The following is a 17,390-nucleotide window of genomic DNA, read 5'->3' on the forward strand; positions in this document are numbered from 1 at the left end:
CCCTATATAAACCCTTGCACTTTCGTCGGCTGCTTATTTTGTTTATAAGACACCGCCCCCGGAAGTGTCCGCGCCGGGGGGGGTTGTCGGCGCGCCCGGGCGCGCCGACGCTCCAGCGGGTCGTGGTGGTCAACTCGGTCTCCCTCGGTCGGGCGGGCCCCGGGGTCGCCGGGCCGCGGTGTGGCGCCAGCATGACGGGCCATCGGCTCCGCGCCGAACTCCACCACGGCCAAGACCGGCCGCCCGCGCACTCCACTCCGGCGCGGTACGGGCGCGCCGCCCGCCGTGCGCCGGCCGGTCGGGTGGCCGATCCTGGACGCCCGGCCACGCACCACCCGAGGAGCGCCATGCGGCTGCGGCACCTGGCCCAGACGTCCCGCGCCGTCGCCGCCGAGCCCGGACGGCGGGCCAAGACGGCGCTGCTCGCGGACTGCCTGCGCGCACTGGGCCCGGCCGAGGCCCCGGCGGCCGTGGGCCTGCTGTCGGGCGAGTCGCAGCGGCTGCGCACCGGCGTCGGCCCGGCGGGCCTGCGCGACCTGCCGCCGCCCGCCGCCGAGGCCTCGCTCGGCGTCCGGGAGACCGAACGGGAATTGGAGCGGATCGCCGGGGTGCACGGGCCCGGCGCGCAGGCCGAGCGGCGGCGGCTGCTGGCCGGGCTGTTCGCCCGGGCGACCGAGGTCGAGCAGGCGTTCCTGCGCGCGGTGCTGGTCGGCGAGCTGCGCCAGGGCGCGCTGGACGCGCTGGTCGGCGACGCCGTCGCCCAGGCCGCCGGGGTGCCCGCGGCGGCGGTGCGCCGGGCGCTGATGTTCCGTGGCTCCGCCCGGGCGGTGGCGGAGGCGGCGCTGACCGGCGGGGCGCCCGCGCTGGCCGCGTTCCGGCTGGAGGTGGGCCGGGCGGTGCGGCCGATGCTGGCCGCCTCCGCGCCCGACGTGGCCTCGGCGCTGGAGCGCACCGGCCCGGCCGCGCTGGAGTGGAAGCTGGACGGCGTCCGGGTGCAGGTGCACCGGGACGGCGCGGAGGTCGCGGTGTTCACCCGCGGCCTGGACGACATCACCGCGCGCGTCCCCGAGGTGGCCGAGGCGGCGCTCGCGCTGCCGCTGCGCTCGGCGGTGCTGGACGGCGAGGCGATCGCGCTCGGGCCCGACGGGCGGCCGCGTCCGTTCCAGGAGACCGCCGCGCGCACCGCCTCCCGGCGGGATCCGGAGCGGCTGCGCGCCGAAGTCCCGCTCAGCGCCTTCTTCTTCGACCTGCTGCACCGGGACGGCGAGGACCTGGTGGACCGCCCCGGCCGGGAGCGGTGGGCGGCGCTGGACGGGGCGGTGCCGGAGGGCCTGCGGGTGCCCCGCACCGAGACCGGGGACGGCGAGCGGGCACTGGCGTTCTTCCGCGAGACCCTGGCCCGCGGTCACGAGGGCGTCCTGGTCAAGGACCCGGCGGCCGGGTACGCGGCCGGGCGGCGCGGTGCCGGCTGGATAAAAGTGAAGCCCCGGCACACGCTGGACCTGGTGGTGCTGGCCGCCGAGTGGGGCAGCGGCCGGCGGCGCGGTCTCCTCAGCAATCTGCACCTGGGCGCCCGGGCGGCGGGCGAGCCCGGACTTGGCCCGTGGGTGATGCTCGGCAAGACCTTCAAGGGCCTCACCGACGAGACGCTCGCCTGGCAGACCGCCGAACTCCTCGCCCGCGAGAGCGGGCGGGACGACTGGACGGTGCGGGTCCGGCCGGAACTGGTCGTCGAGATCGCCTTCGACGGTCTCCAGCGCAGCCCCCGCTACCCGGCGGGGCTGGCCCTGCGGTTCGCCCGGGTGGTGCGCTACCGGCCGGACAAGGGCACGGCCGAGGCCGACACCGTCGCCACCGTCCGGGAGATCGCCGCCGCCGAGGGGCTGTGAGCCGCCCTTTGGCGGAGTAACGTCAATTTCAAACCCCTTTGCGGCGGCGCTGGACCGGCTCCGAACCGAATCGGCCATTCTGGACGATCCCCGCATCGCCCCTCCGTGGACGCAAGGGTGGCGGTTAGGTTGGCAATGACAACGAGAGGCGGCCGCCGGACGCCCGGCGCCGCATTGGCGAGAGGTGCTCGACCATGAAGGTGAGCGTCGACCGGGACCGCTGCTGCAGCTCCGGGATGTGCGTCCTGAACGCTCCGGAGATCTTCGACCAGGACGAGCAGGACAGTCTGGTGATCCTCCGTCAGACCGAGTTCAAGCCCCCGCAGTTCGCGGTGCTGAGGCTCGCCGCCGAGCTCTGCCCGGGCGGCGCGATCACCGTCACCGAGGAGGACTCCGCCGAGGACGCCGGCTGACGCCCCCACCGGCTCCCGACGGTCCCCCGCCCGCGCCGACCCCGGCCACCGTTACGACCGCCGCTCCCGGCCGCCGTCGCGCGAACCGTAGACCCCGGCGCCACCCCACCCACCCGAGGACATTGCGACGCAAGGAGACCCCACCTTGACGAGCACACCCACCGCCCGGACCTTCCCGATGCCGGCCCCGCGCGACGCCGGCTGCCCGTTCAGCCCGCCGCCCGCCTACACCGAGGCCGCCGCGACGGCGCCCATCACCCGCGCCGCCCTGCCCGACGGCGAGTCCTGCTGGCTGGCCACCGGCTACGCCGAGGTCCGCACCATCCTGTCCGACCGCCGGTTCAGCGCGGACGCCCGCCACCCGGGGTTCCCGATGCTGGTGCCCGGCCGCCGGGAGGCCCTCCTCGCCAACCCGAGCTTCCTGCGGCTCGACGACCCCGAGCACGCCCGGCAGCGCCGGATGGTCACCGGCGACTTCCTGGTCAAGCGGGTCGAGGCGATGCGCCCCGGCATCCAGCAGATCGTCGACGAGGCGCTCGACCGGATGACCGACGGCCGGACCGAGGCCGACCTGGTCGCCGACTTCGCGCTGCCCGTCCCCTCGCTGGTGATCTGCCTGCTGCTCGGCGTCCCGTACGAGGACCGGGACCGCTTCCAGGGCCTCAGCCGGACCCTGCTCAACAAGCACAGCTCGGCCGAGGAGGTCCAGGCCGCCTCGGACGAACTGCGCGAGTACCTGGGCGGCCTGGCCGCCCGCAAGCGGGAGGAGCCGGGCAACGACATACTCAGCCGGCTCGCCGTCCGGGACGACCTCACGCCGGACGAGGTCGCCACGACCGGCATCCTGCTGCTGATAGCCGGGCACGAGACGACCGCGAACATGATCTCGCTCTCCACCGCCCTGCTCCTCGACCAGCCCGAGCAGATCGCCAGGCTGGCCGACCCGGCCGCGCTGCCCGGCGCCGTCGAGGAACTGCTGCGCCACCTGACCATCGTGGACCACGGGCTGCCCCGGGTCGCCTTGGAGGACGTCGAGCTGGGCGGCACCGTGATCAAGGCCGGGGAGGGCGTGATCGCACTGATCTCCACCGCCAACCAGGACGAGGAGATGTTCGGCGGCGCCGACCTGCGGCCGGCCGACGAGCTCGACCTCGACCGGGACGCCCGGCGGCACATGGCCTTCGGCTTCGGCGTGCACCAGTGCCTCGGGCAGCCGCTCGCCCGCGCCGAGCTCCAGATCGCCCTGGCCACCCTGTTCCGGCGGCTGCCCGGCCTGCGGCCGGCGGCCACCGGGGAGGGCCGGAAGTTCCGCTCGGAGGCGTTCATCTACGGAATGCGGTCGCTGCCCGTCACCTGGTGACGGCCGTCGGACAGAGGGCGGGGCCGGCCGGCGACCGGACAGGGTCCAGGTCCTGTCCGGTCGATCTTGGCGCCCGGCAAGATCGGCCGGACAGGGTCTAGGGGCTCTCTTTCGGATCACGTCGGATCAGCGCGCGGCGTCGGAGTGCGTGCATCGCAAGGCGGAGGAGGGAGTCCATGCGGTGGGGGCACCTCCCGGCCGGAGGCTGGGGGCCATCGGCGACCGACGACAACGCGGCGAGGTGCGTGCTCCGGCGTCGCGCGCCCGGCATGATCCGAAAGAGAGCCCCTAGGCCGTTCGGCTGGCCCCGGGGCCGGGGCGGGGGCAGGCTGGGGGGTGAGAGACAGACCCGGCCCTGCCGCACCCCGGCTCGGAGCGCGCCCGGACCGGCCGAGGAGACGGAGCCCGCCATGACCGACATGAGCGAACGGGCCGAGATGAGCACGGACCGTGACGAGGACGTCCGCGCCGCGGATCCCGAAGAGGGCATCACCTCGATGCAGAACCTGCACGCGCAGGACACCTCCCAGGCGGAGGGCGAGCCCACCCTGGAGGAGTCCGGTCCGGACCGCTGAACAGCTGTGAGCACCCGACCGCCCGGTGGGACCGGGCGGTCTTCGCGACCGCAGGTGTCGCTGCCCGGACAGCGGCTCACCGGCGGGGGAGGATAAGCGCATGACCGAACACGATCAAACCGGCAGGCAGGCCCGACCGCCCGTCGACCCGCGCACGTCGTGGGCGACCTGGACCACGCAGTCGATCATCAGCGGACCCGGCGGGGTCACCACCACCGAGATCGGCCCCATCTCCGGCGACCTCACCGTGCACACCACCTGGGTGGACGGCGAGGCCCGGCTCACCGTCCAGTACTCCGGCGCGCTGGACTGGTACACGGTGACCGGCAGCCCCGTCCCGGCGGCCGACGAGACCACCGCGCGGGCGATACACCAGGCGATGGTGAACGGCGTCAAGGCCGGCCGGGGCGCGGCCGCCCCGGCCCCGCCGGACAGGCTCTAGCCAGGAGCCCCCCGCCGGACAGGACCCAACCAGAAACCTCAGTCCCCCGGGACGACCTCGCCCCGCACCACCGGCGCTGCGGCGGCCCAGTAGGCGCGGTCGACCGGGGGACGCGCACGCAGGTCCGCGCGGACCTCGCCGGCCAGCCGGCGGGTGTCGCGCCGGTTGACGGTGGCGCCGATGCCGGCGCCGACCAGCAGCGGGGTGAGCGACGGCAGGCGGCGCAGCGAGCTGCGGGTGAGTCGGCGGCTGAGCTGCTGGCGCACCTCCGCCCCGAGCGCCAGTGCGGCGAACCCGGCCGGCCGGGACAGCAGCTTCGCGTCGATCCCCCGGCGGTTGGCCCAGGCGCTCAGGTAGGCCCCGGCCCGCTGGGTGACACTGCCCGGCGCCCGGGCGCCGTAGACCTCGTGCAGTTCGGCGATCAGCTTGATCTCCACGGCCGCGACGGCGAGCGTCTCGGCCGCGATCTCCACCGGCATCGCGGGCGGCACCGGCAGCATCGCCGCCGCGCCCACGCCGGCGCCGAGCGCGCCGGAGGCCCGGGCCGCGCCGGTGACCAGCAGGTCGGCCAGCGCCTCGGGGTCGGCCGCGCCGGGGTGCTGGGCGCGCAGCGTGGCGAGGTCGCGCACGGGGATCCGCGGCGCGGCCTGCACCAGCTGCTCGGTGAGGGCCCGGCCGCCGAACGCGGCACCCTTGGCGGCGACCCGGCCACCCCGGCCGAGCAGGTGGGCCACGTTCGCCACCAGGGCCCGGCCGCGGCCACGGCCGGCCCGGTACTCGGCGATCTGCCACTCGCCCTCGGGCTGCTCGGCCTGCTCGACCAGTTCGGCGAGCTCGCCGGCCAGGCCGGCGTCGGGCACGGGGGTCGGGGCGGGCTCGGGGACAGGCCTGGAACGTCCGGGTTTACGGAAGACTGCCATGGATGTCCGGTACCCCCTCCGCCCCCGGGGTACGCCCTACCCGGTGATCTCGACCCCGCGCCAGAACGCCACCCGGCCGCGGATCTCCTCGGCCTCCGGCTTCGGGTCGGCGTAGTACCAGGCCGCGTCGGGGTTGGTCCGCCCGTCCACGTCCAGCGTGTAGTAACCGGCGGTGCCCTTCCAGCCGCAGACGGTGGTGGTGTCGGACGGACGCAGGAATTCGGTCCGGACGGATTCGACCGGAAAGTAGTGGTTGCCCTCGACGACGACGGTCTCGTCGCTCTCGGCGACGACGGTGCCCTGCCAGCGCGCTGTGGTCATGCCGCCGATTCTGCCCCAGGGGCGGACGGCACCCCGGTGGTTCGCGGAAATCGTCCGCGGATGCCGGACGGCCAGGACGGCGGTCAGAGCAGCGGCCAGGGCAACGGCCAGGGCAGCCGTCAGGGCAGCCGTCAGGGCAGCGGCTCGGCGTGGACCGGCAGGTGCGGGGACTGGTGGCCGCCGCTGGCGAGCATCCGGACCTCGCCGGCGTTGCTGATCTCGGCACGGACGATGCCGCTGGCGTCCTCGTACACCGGGTGTCCGCCCGGGCCCGTCGCGCTGGTGCGGACGACCACGACGACGTCCTGCGGGGCCTGGGTGCCGGGGGTGCCGGGGAAGGTGAGCACGTAACGGTTCGCGGGGGTCATCTCCATCTCCTGTCCCGATTGTCCCGATCTCCTGGTCCCGATGCGCGGCCGCGGTCGGCGGGCCCGCCCAACGGCGGTCGGCCTACGCGGTGGCCTCGGCGGCCCGGGCGGGCGCGCCGCGGACCTCCAGCTCGGTGAGCAGCCGGGCGGTGGCCTCGGCGACCGCGTCCACGGCCCGGTCGAAGGCCTCGCGGTTGTGCGCCGCCGGGGCGCGGAACCCGGATACCTTGCGGACGTACTGCAGCGCGGCGGCGCGGAAGTCGTCCTCGTCGGCGTCGAGCGTCACCGGCGGGCGCAACGTCTTGATGTTGCGGCACATGCACCCAGTCTCGCGCGTGGACGCCGTACTGGCGACCCCCTCCCGTCACACGCACCTCACGGCGGCGTCATCCGGCCGGATTAGGATGCCGGACGAACGAATCCCCCCCGTCCCGCCGCGCCTCCCCGTCCGCGGGCGTCACCCCGGAGTCACCCCCTTGCCTCTCGCGCTGCTCGCGCTGGCCGTCACCGCGTTCGCCATCGGCACCACAGAATTCGCCGCCATGGGGCTGCTCCCCCAGGTCGCCGACGATCTGCACGTCTCCATCCCGCAGGCCGGCTGGCTGATATCCGCGTACGCGCTGGGCGTGGTCATCGGCGCCCCGCTGCTCACCGCGCTGGCCTCCGGCCGGCCGCGCAAGGCGGTGCTGGTGGCGCTCGCCGGGCTGTTCGCCACCGGCAACCTGCTGTGCGCGCTCGCACCGGACTTCTGGACGCTGGCCGCCGCCCGACTGGTCACCGGACTGCCGCACGGCGCGTTCTTCGGGGCCGGCGCGGTGGCCGCGGCCGAACTGGTGGCCCCCGACCGCCGGGCCCGGGCAGTGGCCGTGATGTTCTCCGGCCTGACCATCGCCAACATCGTCGGCGTGCCGGCCGCCACGCTGCTCGGCCAGCACCTGGGCTGGCGGGCGACCATGCTGGTGGTCGTCCTGATCGCCGCCGCCGGGACGCTCGCCATCGCCCGGCTGGTGCCGTCGCTGCCCTCCCCCGGCCAGGCCGGGCTGCGGCACGAGCTGCGGGCCTTCCGCGACGGGCAGCTGTGGCTGGCGCTGGCCACCGTGGTGTTCGGCTGCGGCGGCTTCTTCGCCTGCTACAGCTACATCGCGCCGCTGCTCACCGAGGTCTCCGGGTACGCCACCGGCTCGGTGACGCTGGTGCTGGCGCTGTTCGGGGTGGGGATGACGATCGGCAACGTGATCGGCGGGTTCGCGGCCGACCGGGCGCTGCGCCCGACGGTCTGCGCCGCCTTCGTGCTGCTGGCCGCCACCCTGGCGCTGTTCGCGGTGACCGCGCACGCCCGCTGGTCGGCCGCCGTCACGGTGGTGCTGATCGGACTGTTCGGCTTCGCGATCGTGCCGGCGGTACAGACGCTGGTCCTGCAGAAGGCGCGCAGCGCGCCGACGCTGGCCTCGGCGACGGTGCAGGGCGCGTTCAACCTGGCCAACGCGCAAGGCGCCTACTTCGGCGGGCTGGCCCTGGACGCCGGGTTCGGCTGGACGGCGCCGACCCTGGTGGGCGCCGTCCTGGCCGCTTCGGGCGCGCTGATCGCGGTGCTCGCCTGGGCGGCCGACCGGCGCCGGCCCGTGCCCGCCGCACCCGAGCGGGCCGCGGCGGTTCCGGCCACGACGGCTCCGGTCGGCGTCCAGAATTAGGCCTGGGGCTGGGGCTGTGCCAGGGGTTCGAGCTCACGGTGGGCGGCGGCCAGCAGCAGGTAGCCCTCGCCGTTGGCCTTGATGCCGGCCTTCTCGTCCTCGGTCAGCTCGCGGCGGACCTTGGCCGGGACTCCGGCGACCAGCGAGCCGGGCGGCACCCGCATCCCCTGCGGCACCACCGCGCCCGCCGCGACCAGCGAACCGGCGCCGATCCGGGCGCCGTTGAGCACGGTGGCGTTCATCCCGACCAGGGCGTCGTCCTCGACCACGCAGCCGTGCAGCACCGCGTTGTGCCCGACCGAGATCCGCTCGCCGACCACCAGCGGGAAGCCGGGGTCGGCGTGCAGGGTGCAGTTGTCCTGGATGTTGCTGTCCTGGCCCACGGTGATGGACTCGGCGTCGCCGCGCAGCACCGCCCCGTACCAGACGCCCGCGCCGGAGCCGATCGTCACGTCCCCGACCACGACGGCGTTCGGTGCGAGGAAGGCGCTCGGGTCGACGGTGGGCGCCTTGCCCCCGACTGCGGCGATCAGCGGCTCTGCCATGTCTCGTCCTCCTGGTGACGGTCGGCCGTTCCTGTCGCCGGACAGCGTAGGGGGCGGTCCGACCCGCGGCCCACGCCCTACCCCTGCCCGCCGCAGACGCCGGCGTTCACCACCCGCTGCCAGGCGGCGAGGGCCGCGGCCGGATCCGGCGTGTCGTAGAAGGTCGTGCTGTTGGCGAACTGGCGCTTCCCGTCGAGCGAGCCGAGCATCATCGTGCTGTAGCCGGGGATCCCGCCGGCGTGGCCCCAGAACGCGCCGCACGGGGTGTCCACCCGCTGGAGGCCGAGCCCGTAGGCCTGGCCCCCGCCGTGGGCGGTGGTCTTCTGCATCTCGGCGAGTTCGGCGGGGCGCAGCAGCCGGCCGCCGAGCAGGGCGCGGATGAACGTCGTCAGGTCCGCGGTGGTGGAGATGCCCGCGCCGGAGGGGCCGGCCATGGAGGGGTTGAGCGCGGTGACGTCGGCCGGGCCGCTGTCGAGCTTGAGGTAGGCGTGGGCGTGCGGGCCGGGGATGACCGGGGAGTAGAGCGGCATCGAGGTGCCCGTCAGGCCGAGCGGGCGGATGATCCGGCGTTCCACCTCCTCGTTCCAGCCGTGGCCGGTGAGGTGTTCGATGATCAGCGCGACCAGGGCGTAGTTGGTGTTGGAGTACTGCCAGTCCTGGCCGGGGCGGAAGGCGGGCGGGTACTTGTCGGCGAGGTCCACCTGGTCCTGCGGGCTGTAGGACGTGTAGCGGCCGGTGTCGAGCCAGTTCTGGTCGTAGGAGTTGAAGGCCGGGTCCTGGGTGTAGTCGGCGACGCCGCTGGTGTGGTTGAGGAGTTCGCGGACGGTGATGTCCGCGCTGTTCGGCACCGCGCCGGGCAGCAGGCTCTCCACGCGGTCGTCCAGTCCCAGTCGTCCCTCGCCGACGAGTTGGAGCAGCACGGTGGCCACGAAGGTCTTGGTGGTGCTGCCGATCCGGAAGCGGCCCGCGGGGTCGGCGGGGGTGTCGGCGCCGAGCCGGGCGACGCCGCCGGCGGCGCGGTGGACGAGCCGGCCGTTCTCCCGTACGCCGGCGAGGGAGGAGGTGGCGACGTTCTTCGCGGTCAGGTCGGCGAGGGCGGTGTCGAGGGCCGTCCAGTCGGTGCTGCGCTCGGTGGCACTCGCCGGGCGGGCCGCGTCCTGGGCGGCGGCGGCCGGGGCGAGCGCGGCGATCAGGCCCGCGCCCGCGAGGGCCGCGACGGCGGCGCGCAGGGCCGGCCCGCGTCGGCGGCGCGGGGTGGTGGCGGCTGGGTCGGTGGTCATGACGTCCTCCCTGGTCCGGTCGGCAGGGCGGTCAACATCCGCCGCTGCCATGGTCTTTGACACCATGGCAGGGCGACTGCGGGGCGGTCGTCAGCCTCCGGGGCAGCACGTCTGCTACCTGGGGAGGGGCGTGACCCTGACGGGGTCCCGGAGCCGCGCCCCCGAGACGGGTCGGGGGGGCGGCGGGCCGGGGCGGGTCAGGAGGCCGGTGCCTTGGTGCGCAGGATCTCGATGAACGCGCGCAGCCACGCCGGGTGGTCGGGCCACGCGCGGGCCGAGACGACCACGCCGTCCACCACCGCCTCGCCGTCGACGAATTCGGCGCCCGCCGCCTTCACGTCCGGTGCCAGCGCCGGGTAGGCGGAGCTGCGGCGGCCGGACAGCACCCCGGCGGCGGCGGTGATCAGCGGGCCGTGGCAGATCTGTGCGACCGGCTTGTCGCCGGCGAAGAAGTGCTGGACGATCCGCTGCACGTCCGGGTCGTTGCGCAGGTACTCGGGGGCGCGGCCGCCGGGGATGACCAGCGCGACGTAGTCGGCCGGGTCGACGTCGGCGAAGGCGAGGTCGGCGGGCCAGGTGTAGCCGGGCTTCTCGGTGTAGGTGTCGTAGCCGTCGACGAAGTCGTGGACGACGAACTGGAGTCGCTTCCTGGTCGGGGCGGCGATGTCGACCTGGTAGCCCTCCTCGCGCAGCCGCTGGTACGGGTAGAACACCTCCAGCGACTCGGCGGCGTCCCCGGTGACGAGCAGGATCTTCGATGTCATCGCCGACATCCCTCCACATGGTCGAGCGTCCGACACGGCGTGGACCCCGGCCGGTGGCCACCGGCCGCGGGCCCGGACCAACCTCCCGCACCGGCCGCGCCGTTGGCAACAGGGCGCACCGGGCGTACTGCGGCGCGTCACCGGGCGTACGCGCCCGCCGAGGGTCGTGCGCGCCCGGTCACCGCCCGGCTGCGGGCCGCGGCTGCCCGCGTCCTAGACTCCTGCTGCCCGCCACGACCGCACACCGGAGGAGCCCATGCCGGACCGCACCACCTACCTCGTCCTGCCCGGCTACCAGGACTCGGGCCCCGAGCACTGGCAGACCCGCTGGGAGGCCGCCGAACCGGACGCCTTCCGCCGGGTCCAGCAGGCGGACTGGGACCACCCCGACCAGAGCGACTGGATCGCCCGGGTGGACGCGGCGGTGGCCGGGGCCGCCGCCGACGGGCCGGTGGTGCTGGTCGCCCACAGCCTCGGCTGCGTCACGGTGGCCCGCTGGGTGGCCGCCGCACCCGCCGGGCGGACCGCCGCGGTGCGCGGCGCGCTGCTGGTCGCCCCCGCGGACATCGACACCGCCGAAGTCCCGCAGCTGACCGGCTTCCGCCCGGTGGCCCTGGCGCCGTTCCCGTTCCCGGCCGTGGTCGTCGCCAGCACCGACGACCCGTGGGTCAGCCCCGAGCGGGCCCGGCTGTTCGCCGGGGCGTGGGGCGCCCGGTACGTCGAGCCGGGCGCGTACGGGCACCTCAACTCGGGCTCCGGGCTGGGCGACTGGCCGGAGGGCCGCAAGCTGCTCGCAGAGCTGTGACGCATCGGACGGGGGGACGATGAGGAACCGGATGCCGAAGGCCAGGCGCACCCTGGTCCGGCTGCTGCTGGCGGGCGGGGCGGCGGCCGTGCTGCTCTACACCGAGGGGCAGTGGGAGAGCCGCTCGGGCGGGCTGATGCTGGTCGCCGACCTGCTCAACCGGCCCGAGCTGCTGCTCGGCGCGGCGCTGGCCGCGCTGATCGCCGCCGCCTGGCTGGGCGACCGGCGCACCGCCGTACGGACGGCCACCCGGGCGGTCACGGTGACGGCCGGGGTGGTGTTCCTGCTCGGCGTGCTGGCCGCGCACAAGGTCTCGGCGGCCGAGACGCGCAGCCGGGAGACCGCCCCGGCCCGCCAGGAGCTGGCGCTGGTCGTGGTGCACCGCTCGTACGCCACCGCGCCGAAGGACAACGACGACTGGCAGGTGCTGCTGGAGGTCGGCGCGGGCTGGTCCGCGCGGCGCTGGTCACTGGCCCAGATCGGCCGGGCACCGGACGACGCCCGGCTGGTGGAGGCGAGTTGGACCGGCCGGGACCAGATCACCGTGGTCACCGACTCCTACCGGCGGGTCTTCAACCTGGACCAGGACACCGGCGAGCCGGTCGAGGCGCGGTAGCGTCCTCGCTACGGCAGCCCCACCGCGTGGGCGAACCGCCTGAGTACGGGTACTCAGGCGGGGCCGGGCGGTTCACTGGTCCTGGTTGTCGCCGGGGTCGGCCGGCGCGGCGGGGGCCAGCGGGGTGGACTGCCCGGACTGCGTGGACTGCGTGGACTGCCCGGACGGCGCGGAGCGGCCCACCGGACTGTTCGGGTTGAGCGGGCCGACCGGGTTGCCCGTGCTGCCCGGGGTACTCGCGTTGCCCGGAGTGCTCGCGTTGCCGGGGCTGCTCGGGTTGCCGGGGCTGCTCGGGCGCTGCTTGCCCGAGCCGCTCCCGCAGGTGCCGGTCGGCGAGCCGCTGGGGGTGGCGCAGTTCGGGTCGCGCTTGGGCGGGTCCGGGATGTAGACCGTCGGGAACTCCTTCTCCGGCATGTTCCGGACGGCGTCGCTCATCGCCTGTTCCCAGATCGGGCCCGGGCCGGTCGCGCCGAAGACCTCCTGCTGGTAGTGGCCGCCGATCCGGATGTTCTTCATCGGCACCTTGGTGCCCGGGCTGCCCAGCCAGACCGAGCCGGCCAGGTTGCCGGTGTAGCCGGTGAACCAGGCCGACTTCTTCTCGTCCGTCGTCCCGGTCTTGGCCGCGATCTGCCGGCGGTCGTCCAGCCTGAGGTCCTTGGCGGTGCCCTTCTCCGTCACGCCGAGCAGCACGCTGTTGATCACGTCGGCGGTGTCCGTGGACATCGCCTCGGTGCACTTGGCCGGGCTCACCGGGACGTCCTTGCCGTCCACCGTGGAGATCTTGTTGATCGCCAGCGGCGCGCAGTAGGTGCCGCGGGCGGCGAAGCTCGCGTACACGTTCGCCATCGTCAACGGGCTCACCTCCTGGGTGCCGAGGCCGAGGGCGGGCAGCTCCTGCAACGGGTCACCGCCGGCCTTGCCGGTGACACCCAGCTTGTTGGCCATCTGCTTGACCGCGCAGAGGCCGATCTCCTGCTCCATCTGCACGAAGTAGGTGTTCACCGAGAGGGCCATCGCCTCCTTGAGCTCGTACGGGCCGACCTCGCGCGCGCTCTCGTTCGGGATGCTGCCCTCCTTCTTGCCCTTGCTCAGGTTCTTCCAGGTGCCGTCGCAGGTCCTCATCGTCGGCCAGTCCATGCGGTTGGGCGAGTCGTACCGCTGGGTGGGCGGCAGGCCGGCCTCCAGGGCGGCGGCGGCCACGATCGGCTTGAAGTTGGAGCCGGGCTGGAAGCCGATGCCGCCGCCCATCGCCGCGTCCACGTTGTAGTTGACGACGGTCTGGTTCTTCTCCTTCGCCAGACCGTAGGGGCGGGTCTGCGCCATCGCCAGGATCTTGCCGGTGCCGGGCTCGACCATCGTCATCGCCGCCGAGACCGGGTCGGTCACGTACACCTGCTCGGAGACGGCGTTCTGGGCGGCGGCCTGCTTCTCCGGGTCCAGCGTGGTGTAGATGTTGAGGCCGCCGGTGTCCCACAGCTTCTTGCGGTCGGCGGCGCTCTTGCCGAACACCGGGTCCTGCTTGACCACGTGGCGCACGTAGTCGCAGAAGAAGCCCATGCCGGCCTGGGCGGTGATGCAACCGTTCTGCGGGTCCCGGTACTTCAGGCCCAGCGGGGCGGCCTTCGCTTCCTTGGCCTGGTCCGCGGTGATGTGCTTGTTCTCGACCATCTTGTCGATGACGGTGTCCCGGCGCTTCTGCGCGGCCACCGGGTGCAGCTTCGGGTCGTACTGGGACGGGTTCTGCACCAGCCCGGCGAGCATGGCCGCCTCGGGGAGGGCGAGGTCCTTCGCGTCCTTGCTGAAGTAGCGCTGGGCGGCCGCCTGTATGCCGTACGCCTGATGGCCGTAGAAGGTGATGTTCAGGTAGTTGGTGAGGATCTGATCCTTCGTCAGGTCCTCCTCCAGCTTGATGGCGTACCGGAGTTCCTGGATCTTGCGGCCGAGCGTCTTGCGCTGCGCCTCCAGGACGGCCACCGGGTCGTCGCCGGCCTTCTCCACGTTGACGTTCTTCACGTACTGCTGGGTCAGCGTCGACGCGCCCTGGACGGCGGCGCCGCTCTCCGCGTTCTTGGTGATCGCCCGCAGGATGCCCTTGAGGTCGACGGCGCCGTGCTCGTAGAAACGGGCGTCCTCGATGTCCACCTGCGCCTGGCGCATCAGCGGTGACATCTGTTCGGCGGGTATCACCGTGCGGTCCCGCTCGTAGACCTTGGCGATCAGGCCGCCCTTGGCGTCGAAGACCTGTGTGGCCTGCGTCAGCGCCGGCGCCTTGAAGTCGTCGGGGATGCTCTCGAAGCCCTCGGCGCTGCTCTTGGCCCCGAGCCCGACGGCGCCCGCCGCGGGAAGGATGAGGCCGGCCAGCAGGACACCGCCGAGAGTGCAGCAGCCGAGGAACGTGACCGTGTGACCCAGGAATCCGATCGGGGTCTCACGGCGCCGCGGGCGCGGCACCCAGGTGTCGCCCGCGTCCGGGGCAGGTATGCGGCTCTTCGGTGACATAACTGGAACACTACGGCCGCGAATACCGTGCCAGGGCAGGGTGTTGGCGAAGCTTTGTCACAAATCCGCCACAGATTCGGCTCATTCCAGCCGGTCGGACGGGCGCCCGGGTTCGGACAAGGACCGTTCGCCTACGGCCTGTTGCTCCCGCCCGGATGCGCACCCGCCCGCAGTGCTCCGGCTACCGGAGGGTCAGGACACGCGGGCCGTCCTCGGTGATGGCGACGGTGTGCTCGATGTGCGCGGCGCGGCTGCCGTCGAGGGTGCGCAGCGTCCAGCCGTCCGGGTCGGTGCGGTAGTCGTCCCGGCCGCCCGCCGTCAGCATCGGCTCCAGCGCCAGCACCAGGCCGGGGCGCAGCGGGTAACCCCGGCCCGGGCGGCCCTCGTTGGGCACGTGCGGGTCCTCGTGCATGCTCCGCCCGATGCCGTGCCCCCCGAAGCCTTCGAGCAGGCCGTAGCGCCCGGCGCGGGCGACCTTGCCGATGGCGTGCGCGATGTCACCGATCCGGTTGCCGACCACGGCGGCGGCGATCCCGGCCTCCAGGGCGCGCCGGGTCGTGTCGATCAGTGCCGCATCCTCGGGCCGGGCGGCGCCGACGGTGAAGCTGACGGCGGAGTCCCCGGCCCAGCCGTCCAGGAGGGCACCGCAGTCGATGCTCACCAGGTCGCCGTCGCGCAGCCGGTAGCCGCCCGGGATGCCGTGCACGACGGCGTCGTTCACCGAGGCGCAGATGACGGCCGGGAACGGCACGGGCGCGAAGGACGGCCGGTAGCCGAGGAACGGCGAGGTGGCCCCGGCCGCCCGCAGCACGCCGTGCGCCACCTCGTCCAGCTCCAGCAGGCTGACGCCCACGGCCGCCGCGTCCTGCACGGCGGCCAGCGCGTCCGCCACCACTCGCCCGGCCTCGCGCATCGCGTCCAGGGCGGCGTCCGACTTGATTTCGACCATGGTGGGTCGTCTCCCCTCGATCCAATTCTTATACCGGTATTTGTATCACGGTCGAAGGTGGGGCGGCCGCGCGGCCGGACGGGGGCACCGGGGCGGGGCACGCGGCATGGCCCCGGCGGGGAGGGCCTAGTATCGAAGGCATGGTGAGGACTCCACTGACCCCGTGGGAGCGCGAGCGCGGGGAGCGCTTCGGGGCGCTGCTGCGCGAGGCGCGCGGCGCACGCAGCATGGTCGAGGTGGCGGCGGTGGCCGGCGTCTCGGCGGAGACGCTGCGCAAGATCGAGACCGGACGGGCGCCGACGCCGTCGTTCTTCACCATCGCCGCGCTGGCGTTCGCACTGGATCTGTCGCTGGACGAGCTGGCGGCCGTGTGCGCGCTCCCGGAGGACGGCGAAGCCCTGTCGGCGTGACGCCTCAGCGCCTTAGCGCCTTGACGCCGACGGCTGAGCCCCGACCGGCGCTCCCGGGCGATGGTCCCGGACGGCGGCGGCCCGCCGGGCGCGTACTGCGCCGGGCGGGCCGTCGTGGGGCGGGCCGGTGGCCGGTGGGCAGGGAGGTGGTCAGTTCACGGAGCTGTTGTAGCTGTCGATGGCGGGCTGGAGTTCCTTGGCCGCGTCGGCCAGGGCCTGCTGGGCGGTCTTGGAACCGGCGATGGTCTGCTCGATGGCGGTCTCGACGCCCTTGCGGGCCTGCGGCATCACGCCGAGCAGGCAGCCGGCGGTGGCCGGGGAGGGCTTGGTGGCCTTGAGCTGCTCGATGGCCGTCTGGAACTGCGGGTACTTGGCGACCCACTCCTTGTCCTTGGGGTCGTCCAGGGACTTGCGGTTGACCGGGAAGTAGCCGGTGCCGGTGTGCCAGGCGGCCTGCTGCTCGGGGGCGGTGACGAACTTCTCGAACTCCCAGGCGGCGCGCTTCTCGGCGTCGGAGTGGCCGGGGCCGCTGATCCACAGCGAGGCGCCGCCGATGACCGGGCCGCCCTGGTCGGCGGCGGCGACCTTGGGGAAGGCCGCGGTGCCGACGGCGAACTTGGCGGCCTCGGTGTAGCCGCGCAGCACGCCGGTGGACTCCAGGTGCATGGCGACGGTGCCGGCCTTGAACGCGGCCTGGGCGTCGTCGGTGTTGCGGCCGGTGTTGGCCGCGTAGCCGCCCTTGACGAGGTCGGCCCACCACTGGACGATCTGCGCGCCCTGGGCGGAGTCGAAGACGGCCTTGCCGGCCTTGTTGCTGCGGCCGTTGTCCTGGTCGCAGTACATGGTGCCGGACTCGGCGAGCAGCTGCTCGACGAACCAGCCGTAGATGGCGGCGCCGAAGCCGTAGCGGACGGTCTTGCCGTCGGCGTCCTTCTTCGTCAGCTTCTTCGCCAGCTCGCCGAGTTCGGCGAGGTCCTTGGGCGGCTGGGCCGGGTCGAGGCCGGCCTCCTTGAAGGCGTCGGCGTTGAGGTAGAGCAGCGGCATGGAGGAGTTGAACGGCATCGAGACGAGCTTGCCGCCGACGGAGTAGTAGTTGCGGATGTTCGGGTCGAGGTCGTCGAGGGCGAAACCGTCCTTGTCGGCGAAGGCCTGGGCCGGGACGGTCTGCTTGGAGTCGATCATGAACCGGGTGCCGATGTCGTAGACCTGCACCAGGGCGGGGGTGCCCTTCTGCTGCACCGCGGCCTTGTACTTGGCGACCAGGTCGTCGTACTTGCCCTGGAACTGCGCCTTGACCTCGATCTTGCCCTGGTGGGCGGCGTTGAACTGGCCGACCAGCCCGGTGAGGACCTCGGCGTTCTTCCCCGTCATCGAGTGCCAGAACTCGACGCCGGTGACGCCCGAGGCCTGGTCGAGCGCCTGGGCGCCGGGGGCGGCGTCGGAGGAGCCGCCGGAGCCGGAGGTGGAGTCGCCGGAGCTACAGGCGGTCAGGGACAGGCCGGCCACCAGCAGGGCCGCGAGCGCGCGGGCACTCTTCTTCACG

General features: G+C 73.8%; 19 protein-coding genes. 9 read left to right on the plus strand and 10 right to left on the minus strand.

The genetic code is table 11. The features are described 5' to 3' along the window. Positions 1-347 precede the first annotated feature (347 nt). From ACFWPT_RS22365 to ACFWPT_RS22385, 5 genes are all read left to right on the plus strand, one after another. The gene (locus tag ACFWPT_RS22365) at positions 348-1,889 is read left to right on the plus strand and encodes an ATP-dependent DNA ligase (RefSeq protein WP_380483706.1); all 1,542 of its coding nucleotides are present in this window, start codon (positions 348-350) and stop codon (positions 1,887-1,889) included. A 194-nt stretch (positions 1,890-2,083) separates the two neighbouring features. Further along, complete coding sequence (locus tag ACFWPT_RS22370) at positions 2,084-2,302, plus strand: ferredoxin (protein ID WP_063346071.1); 219 nt, start codon at positions 2,084-2,086, stop codon at positions 2,300-2,302. Positions 2,303-2,447: 145 nt separating this feature from the next. Next, positions 2,448-3,662: a cytochrome P450 gene (locus tag ACFWPT_RS22375; RefSeq protein WP_380380224.1), complete on the plus strand. Its 1,215-nt coding sequence runs from the start codon at positions 2,448-2,450 to the stop codon at positions 3,660-3,662. Positions 3,663-4,072: 410 nt separating this feature from the next. Next, positions 4,073-4,237, plus strand: coding sequence for a hypothetical protein (locus ACFWPT_RS22380; protein WP_159398310.1), 165 nt, complete (start codon positions 4,073-4,075; stop codon positions 4,235-4,237). A gap of 100 nt (positions 4,238-4,337) precedes the next feature. Next, entirely contained in the window at positions 4,338-4,679 is a 342-nt protein-coding gene (locus ACFWPT_RS22385) for a hypothetical protein (protein ID WP_380483709.1), read from the plus strand. A gap of 38 nt (positions 4,680-4,717) precedes the next feature. Here the strand turns inward: ACFWPT_RS22385 and ACFWPT_RS22390 are convergent, their stop codons facing one another. The 4 genes from ACFWPT_RS22390 to ACFWPT_RS22405 all read right to left on the minus strand — a co-directional run bounded on the left by ACFWPT_RS22390 (position 4,718) and on the right by ACFWPT_RS22405 (position 6,607). Then, on the minus strand, positions 4,718-5,599 hold the full coding sequence (locus tag ACFWPT_RS22390) for a hypothetical protein (protein WP_380483711.1): 882 nt from the start codon (positions 5,597-5,599) through the stop codon (positions 4,718-4,720). A gap of 36 nt (positions 5,600-5,635) precedes the next feature. Further along, positions 5,636-5,920 carry a DUF427 domain-containing protein gene (locus ACFWPT_RS22395; RefSeq protein ID WP_363372965.1) on the minus strand — a complete coding sequence of 95 codons (285 nt, stop codon included), beginning with the start codon at positions 5,918-5,920 and terminating at the stop codon, positions 5,636-5,638. 131 nt (positions 5,921-6,051) lie between these two features. Further along, complete coding sequence (locus ACFWPT_RS22400) at positions 6,052-6,288, minus strand: DUF6296 family protein (RefSeq protein WP_063350858.1); 237 nt, start codon at positions 6,286-6,288, stop codon at positions 6,052-6,054. Positions 6,289-6,370: 82 nt separating this feature from the next. Then, positions 6,371-6,607, minus strand: a complete 237-nt coding sequence (locus tag ACFWPT_RS22405) for a DUF2277 domain-containing protein (RefSeq protein WP_350886016.1) — start codon at positions 6,605-6,607, stop codon at positions 6,371-6,373. Positions 6,608-6,764: 157 nt separating this feature from the next. Between ACFWPT_RS22405 and ACFWPT_RS22410 the strand changes: the two genes are divergently transcribed. After that, a complete protein-coding gene (locus tag ACFWPT_RS22410) occupies positions 6,765-7,979 on the plus strand; it encodes an MFS transporter (RefSeq protein WP_380483713.1) in 1,215 nt (404 codons plus the stop codon). Here ACFWPT_RS22410 and ACFWPT_RS22415 read toward each other — a convergent pair. From ACFWPT_RS22415 to ACFWPT_RS22425, 3 genes are all read right to left on the minus strand, one after another. After that, a complete protein-coding gene (locus ACFWPT_RS22415; RefSeq protein WP_380379826.1) occupies positions 7,976-8,524 on the minus strand; it encodes a gamma carbonic anhydrase family protein in 549 nt (182 codons plus the stop codon). The genes ACFWPT_RS22410 and ACFWPT_RS22415 overlap by 4 nt on opposite strands. Positions 8,525-8,601: 77 nt before the next feature. Next, positions 8,602-9,804 carry a serine hydrolase domain-containing protein gene (locus ACFWPT_RS22420; protein ID WP_380379823.1) on the minus strand — a complete coding sequence of 401 codons (1,203 nt, stop codon included), beginning with the start codon at positions 9,802-9,804 and terminating at the stop codon, positions 8,602-8,604. Between the two features lie 197 nt (positions 9,805-10,001). Then, the gene (locus tag ACFWPT_RS22425; protein ID WP_063346079.1) at positions 10,002-10,568 is read right to left on the minus strand and encodes a DJ-1/PfpI family protein; all 567 of its coding nucleotides are present in this window, start codon (positions 10,566-10,568) and stop codon (positions 10,002-10,004) included. Positions 10,569-10,824: 256 nt separating this feature from the next. Here ACFWPT_RS22425 and ACFWPT_RS22430 point away from each other — a divergent pair, with 256 nt between their 5' ends. Both ACFWPT_RS22430 and ACFWPT_RS22435 read left to right on the plus strand, forming a co-directional pair. Next, on the plus strand, positions 10,825-11,373 hold the full coding sequence (locus ACFWPT_RS22430) for an RBBP9/YdeN family alpha/beta hydrolase (RefSeq protein WP_380379820.1): 549 nt from the start codon (positions 10,825-10,827) through the stop codon (positions 11,371-11,373). Between the two features lie 31 nt (positions 11,374-11,404). Further along, complete coding sequence (locus ACFWPT_RS22435) at positions 11,405-11,989, plus strand: hypothetical protein (RefSeq protein WP_380379817.1); 585 nt, start codon at positions 11,405-11,407, stop codon at positions 11,987-11,989. Positions 11,990-12,061: 72 nt separating this feature from the next. On the opposite strand, the gene ACFWPT_RS22440 is transcribed toward ACFWPT_RS22435, so the two are convergent. Both ACFWPT_RS22440 and map read right to left on the minus strand, forming a co-directional pair. Beyond that, the gene (locus ACFWPT_RS22440; protein ID WP_380483715.1) at positions 12,062-14,488 is read right to left on the minus strand and encodes a transglycosylase domain-containing protein; all 2,427 of its coding nucleotides are present in this window, start codon (positions 14,486-14,488) and stop codon (positions 12,062-12,064) included. Between the two features lie 181 nt (positions 14,489-14,669). Beyond that, positions 14,670-15,437, minus strand: a complete 768-nt coding sequence (gene map / locus ACFWPT_RS22445; protein WP_380483717.1) for a type I methionyl aminopeptidase — start codon at positions 15,435-15,437, stop codon at positions 14,670-14,672. 140 nt (positions 15,438-15,577) lie between these two features. Here map and ACFWPT_RS22450 point away from each other — a divergent pair, with 140 nt between their 5' ends. Next, positions 15,578-15,847 carry a helix-turn-helix domain-containing protein gene (locus ACFWPT_RS22450; RefSeq protein WP_063346085.1) on the plus strand — a complete coding sequence of 90 codons (270 nt, stop codon included), beginning with the start codon at positions 15,578-15,580 and terminating at the stop codon, positions 15,845-15,847. A 150-nt stretch (positions 15,848-15,997) separates the two neighbouring features. On the opposite strand, the gene ACFWPT_RS22455 is transcribed toward ACFWPT_RS22450, so the two are convergent. Beyond that, positions 15,998-17,389, minus strand: a complete 1,392-nt coding sequence (locus tag ACFWPT_RS22455; RefSeq protein WP_380483719.1) for an ABC transporter substrate-binding protein — start codon at positions 17,387-17,389, stop codon at positions 15,998-16,000. Position 17,390 lies beyond the last annotated feature (1 nt).

It is taken from the genome of Kitasatospora sp. NPDC058478 (assembly GCF_042720345.1).
GTDB lineage: Bacteria > Actinomycetota > Actinomycetes > Streptomycetales > Streptomycetaceae > Kitasatospora.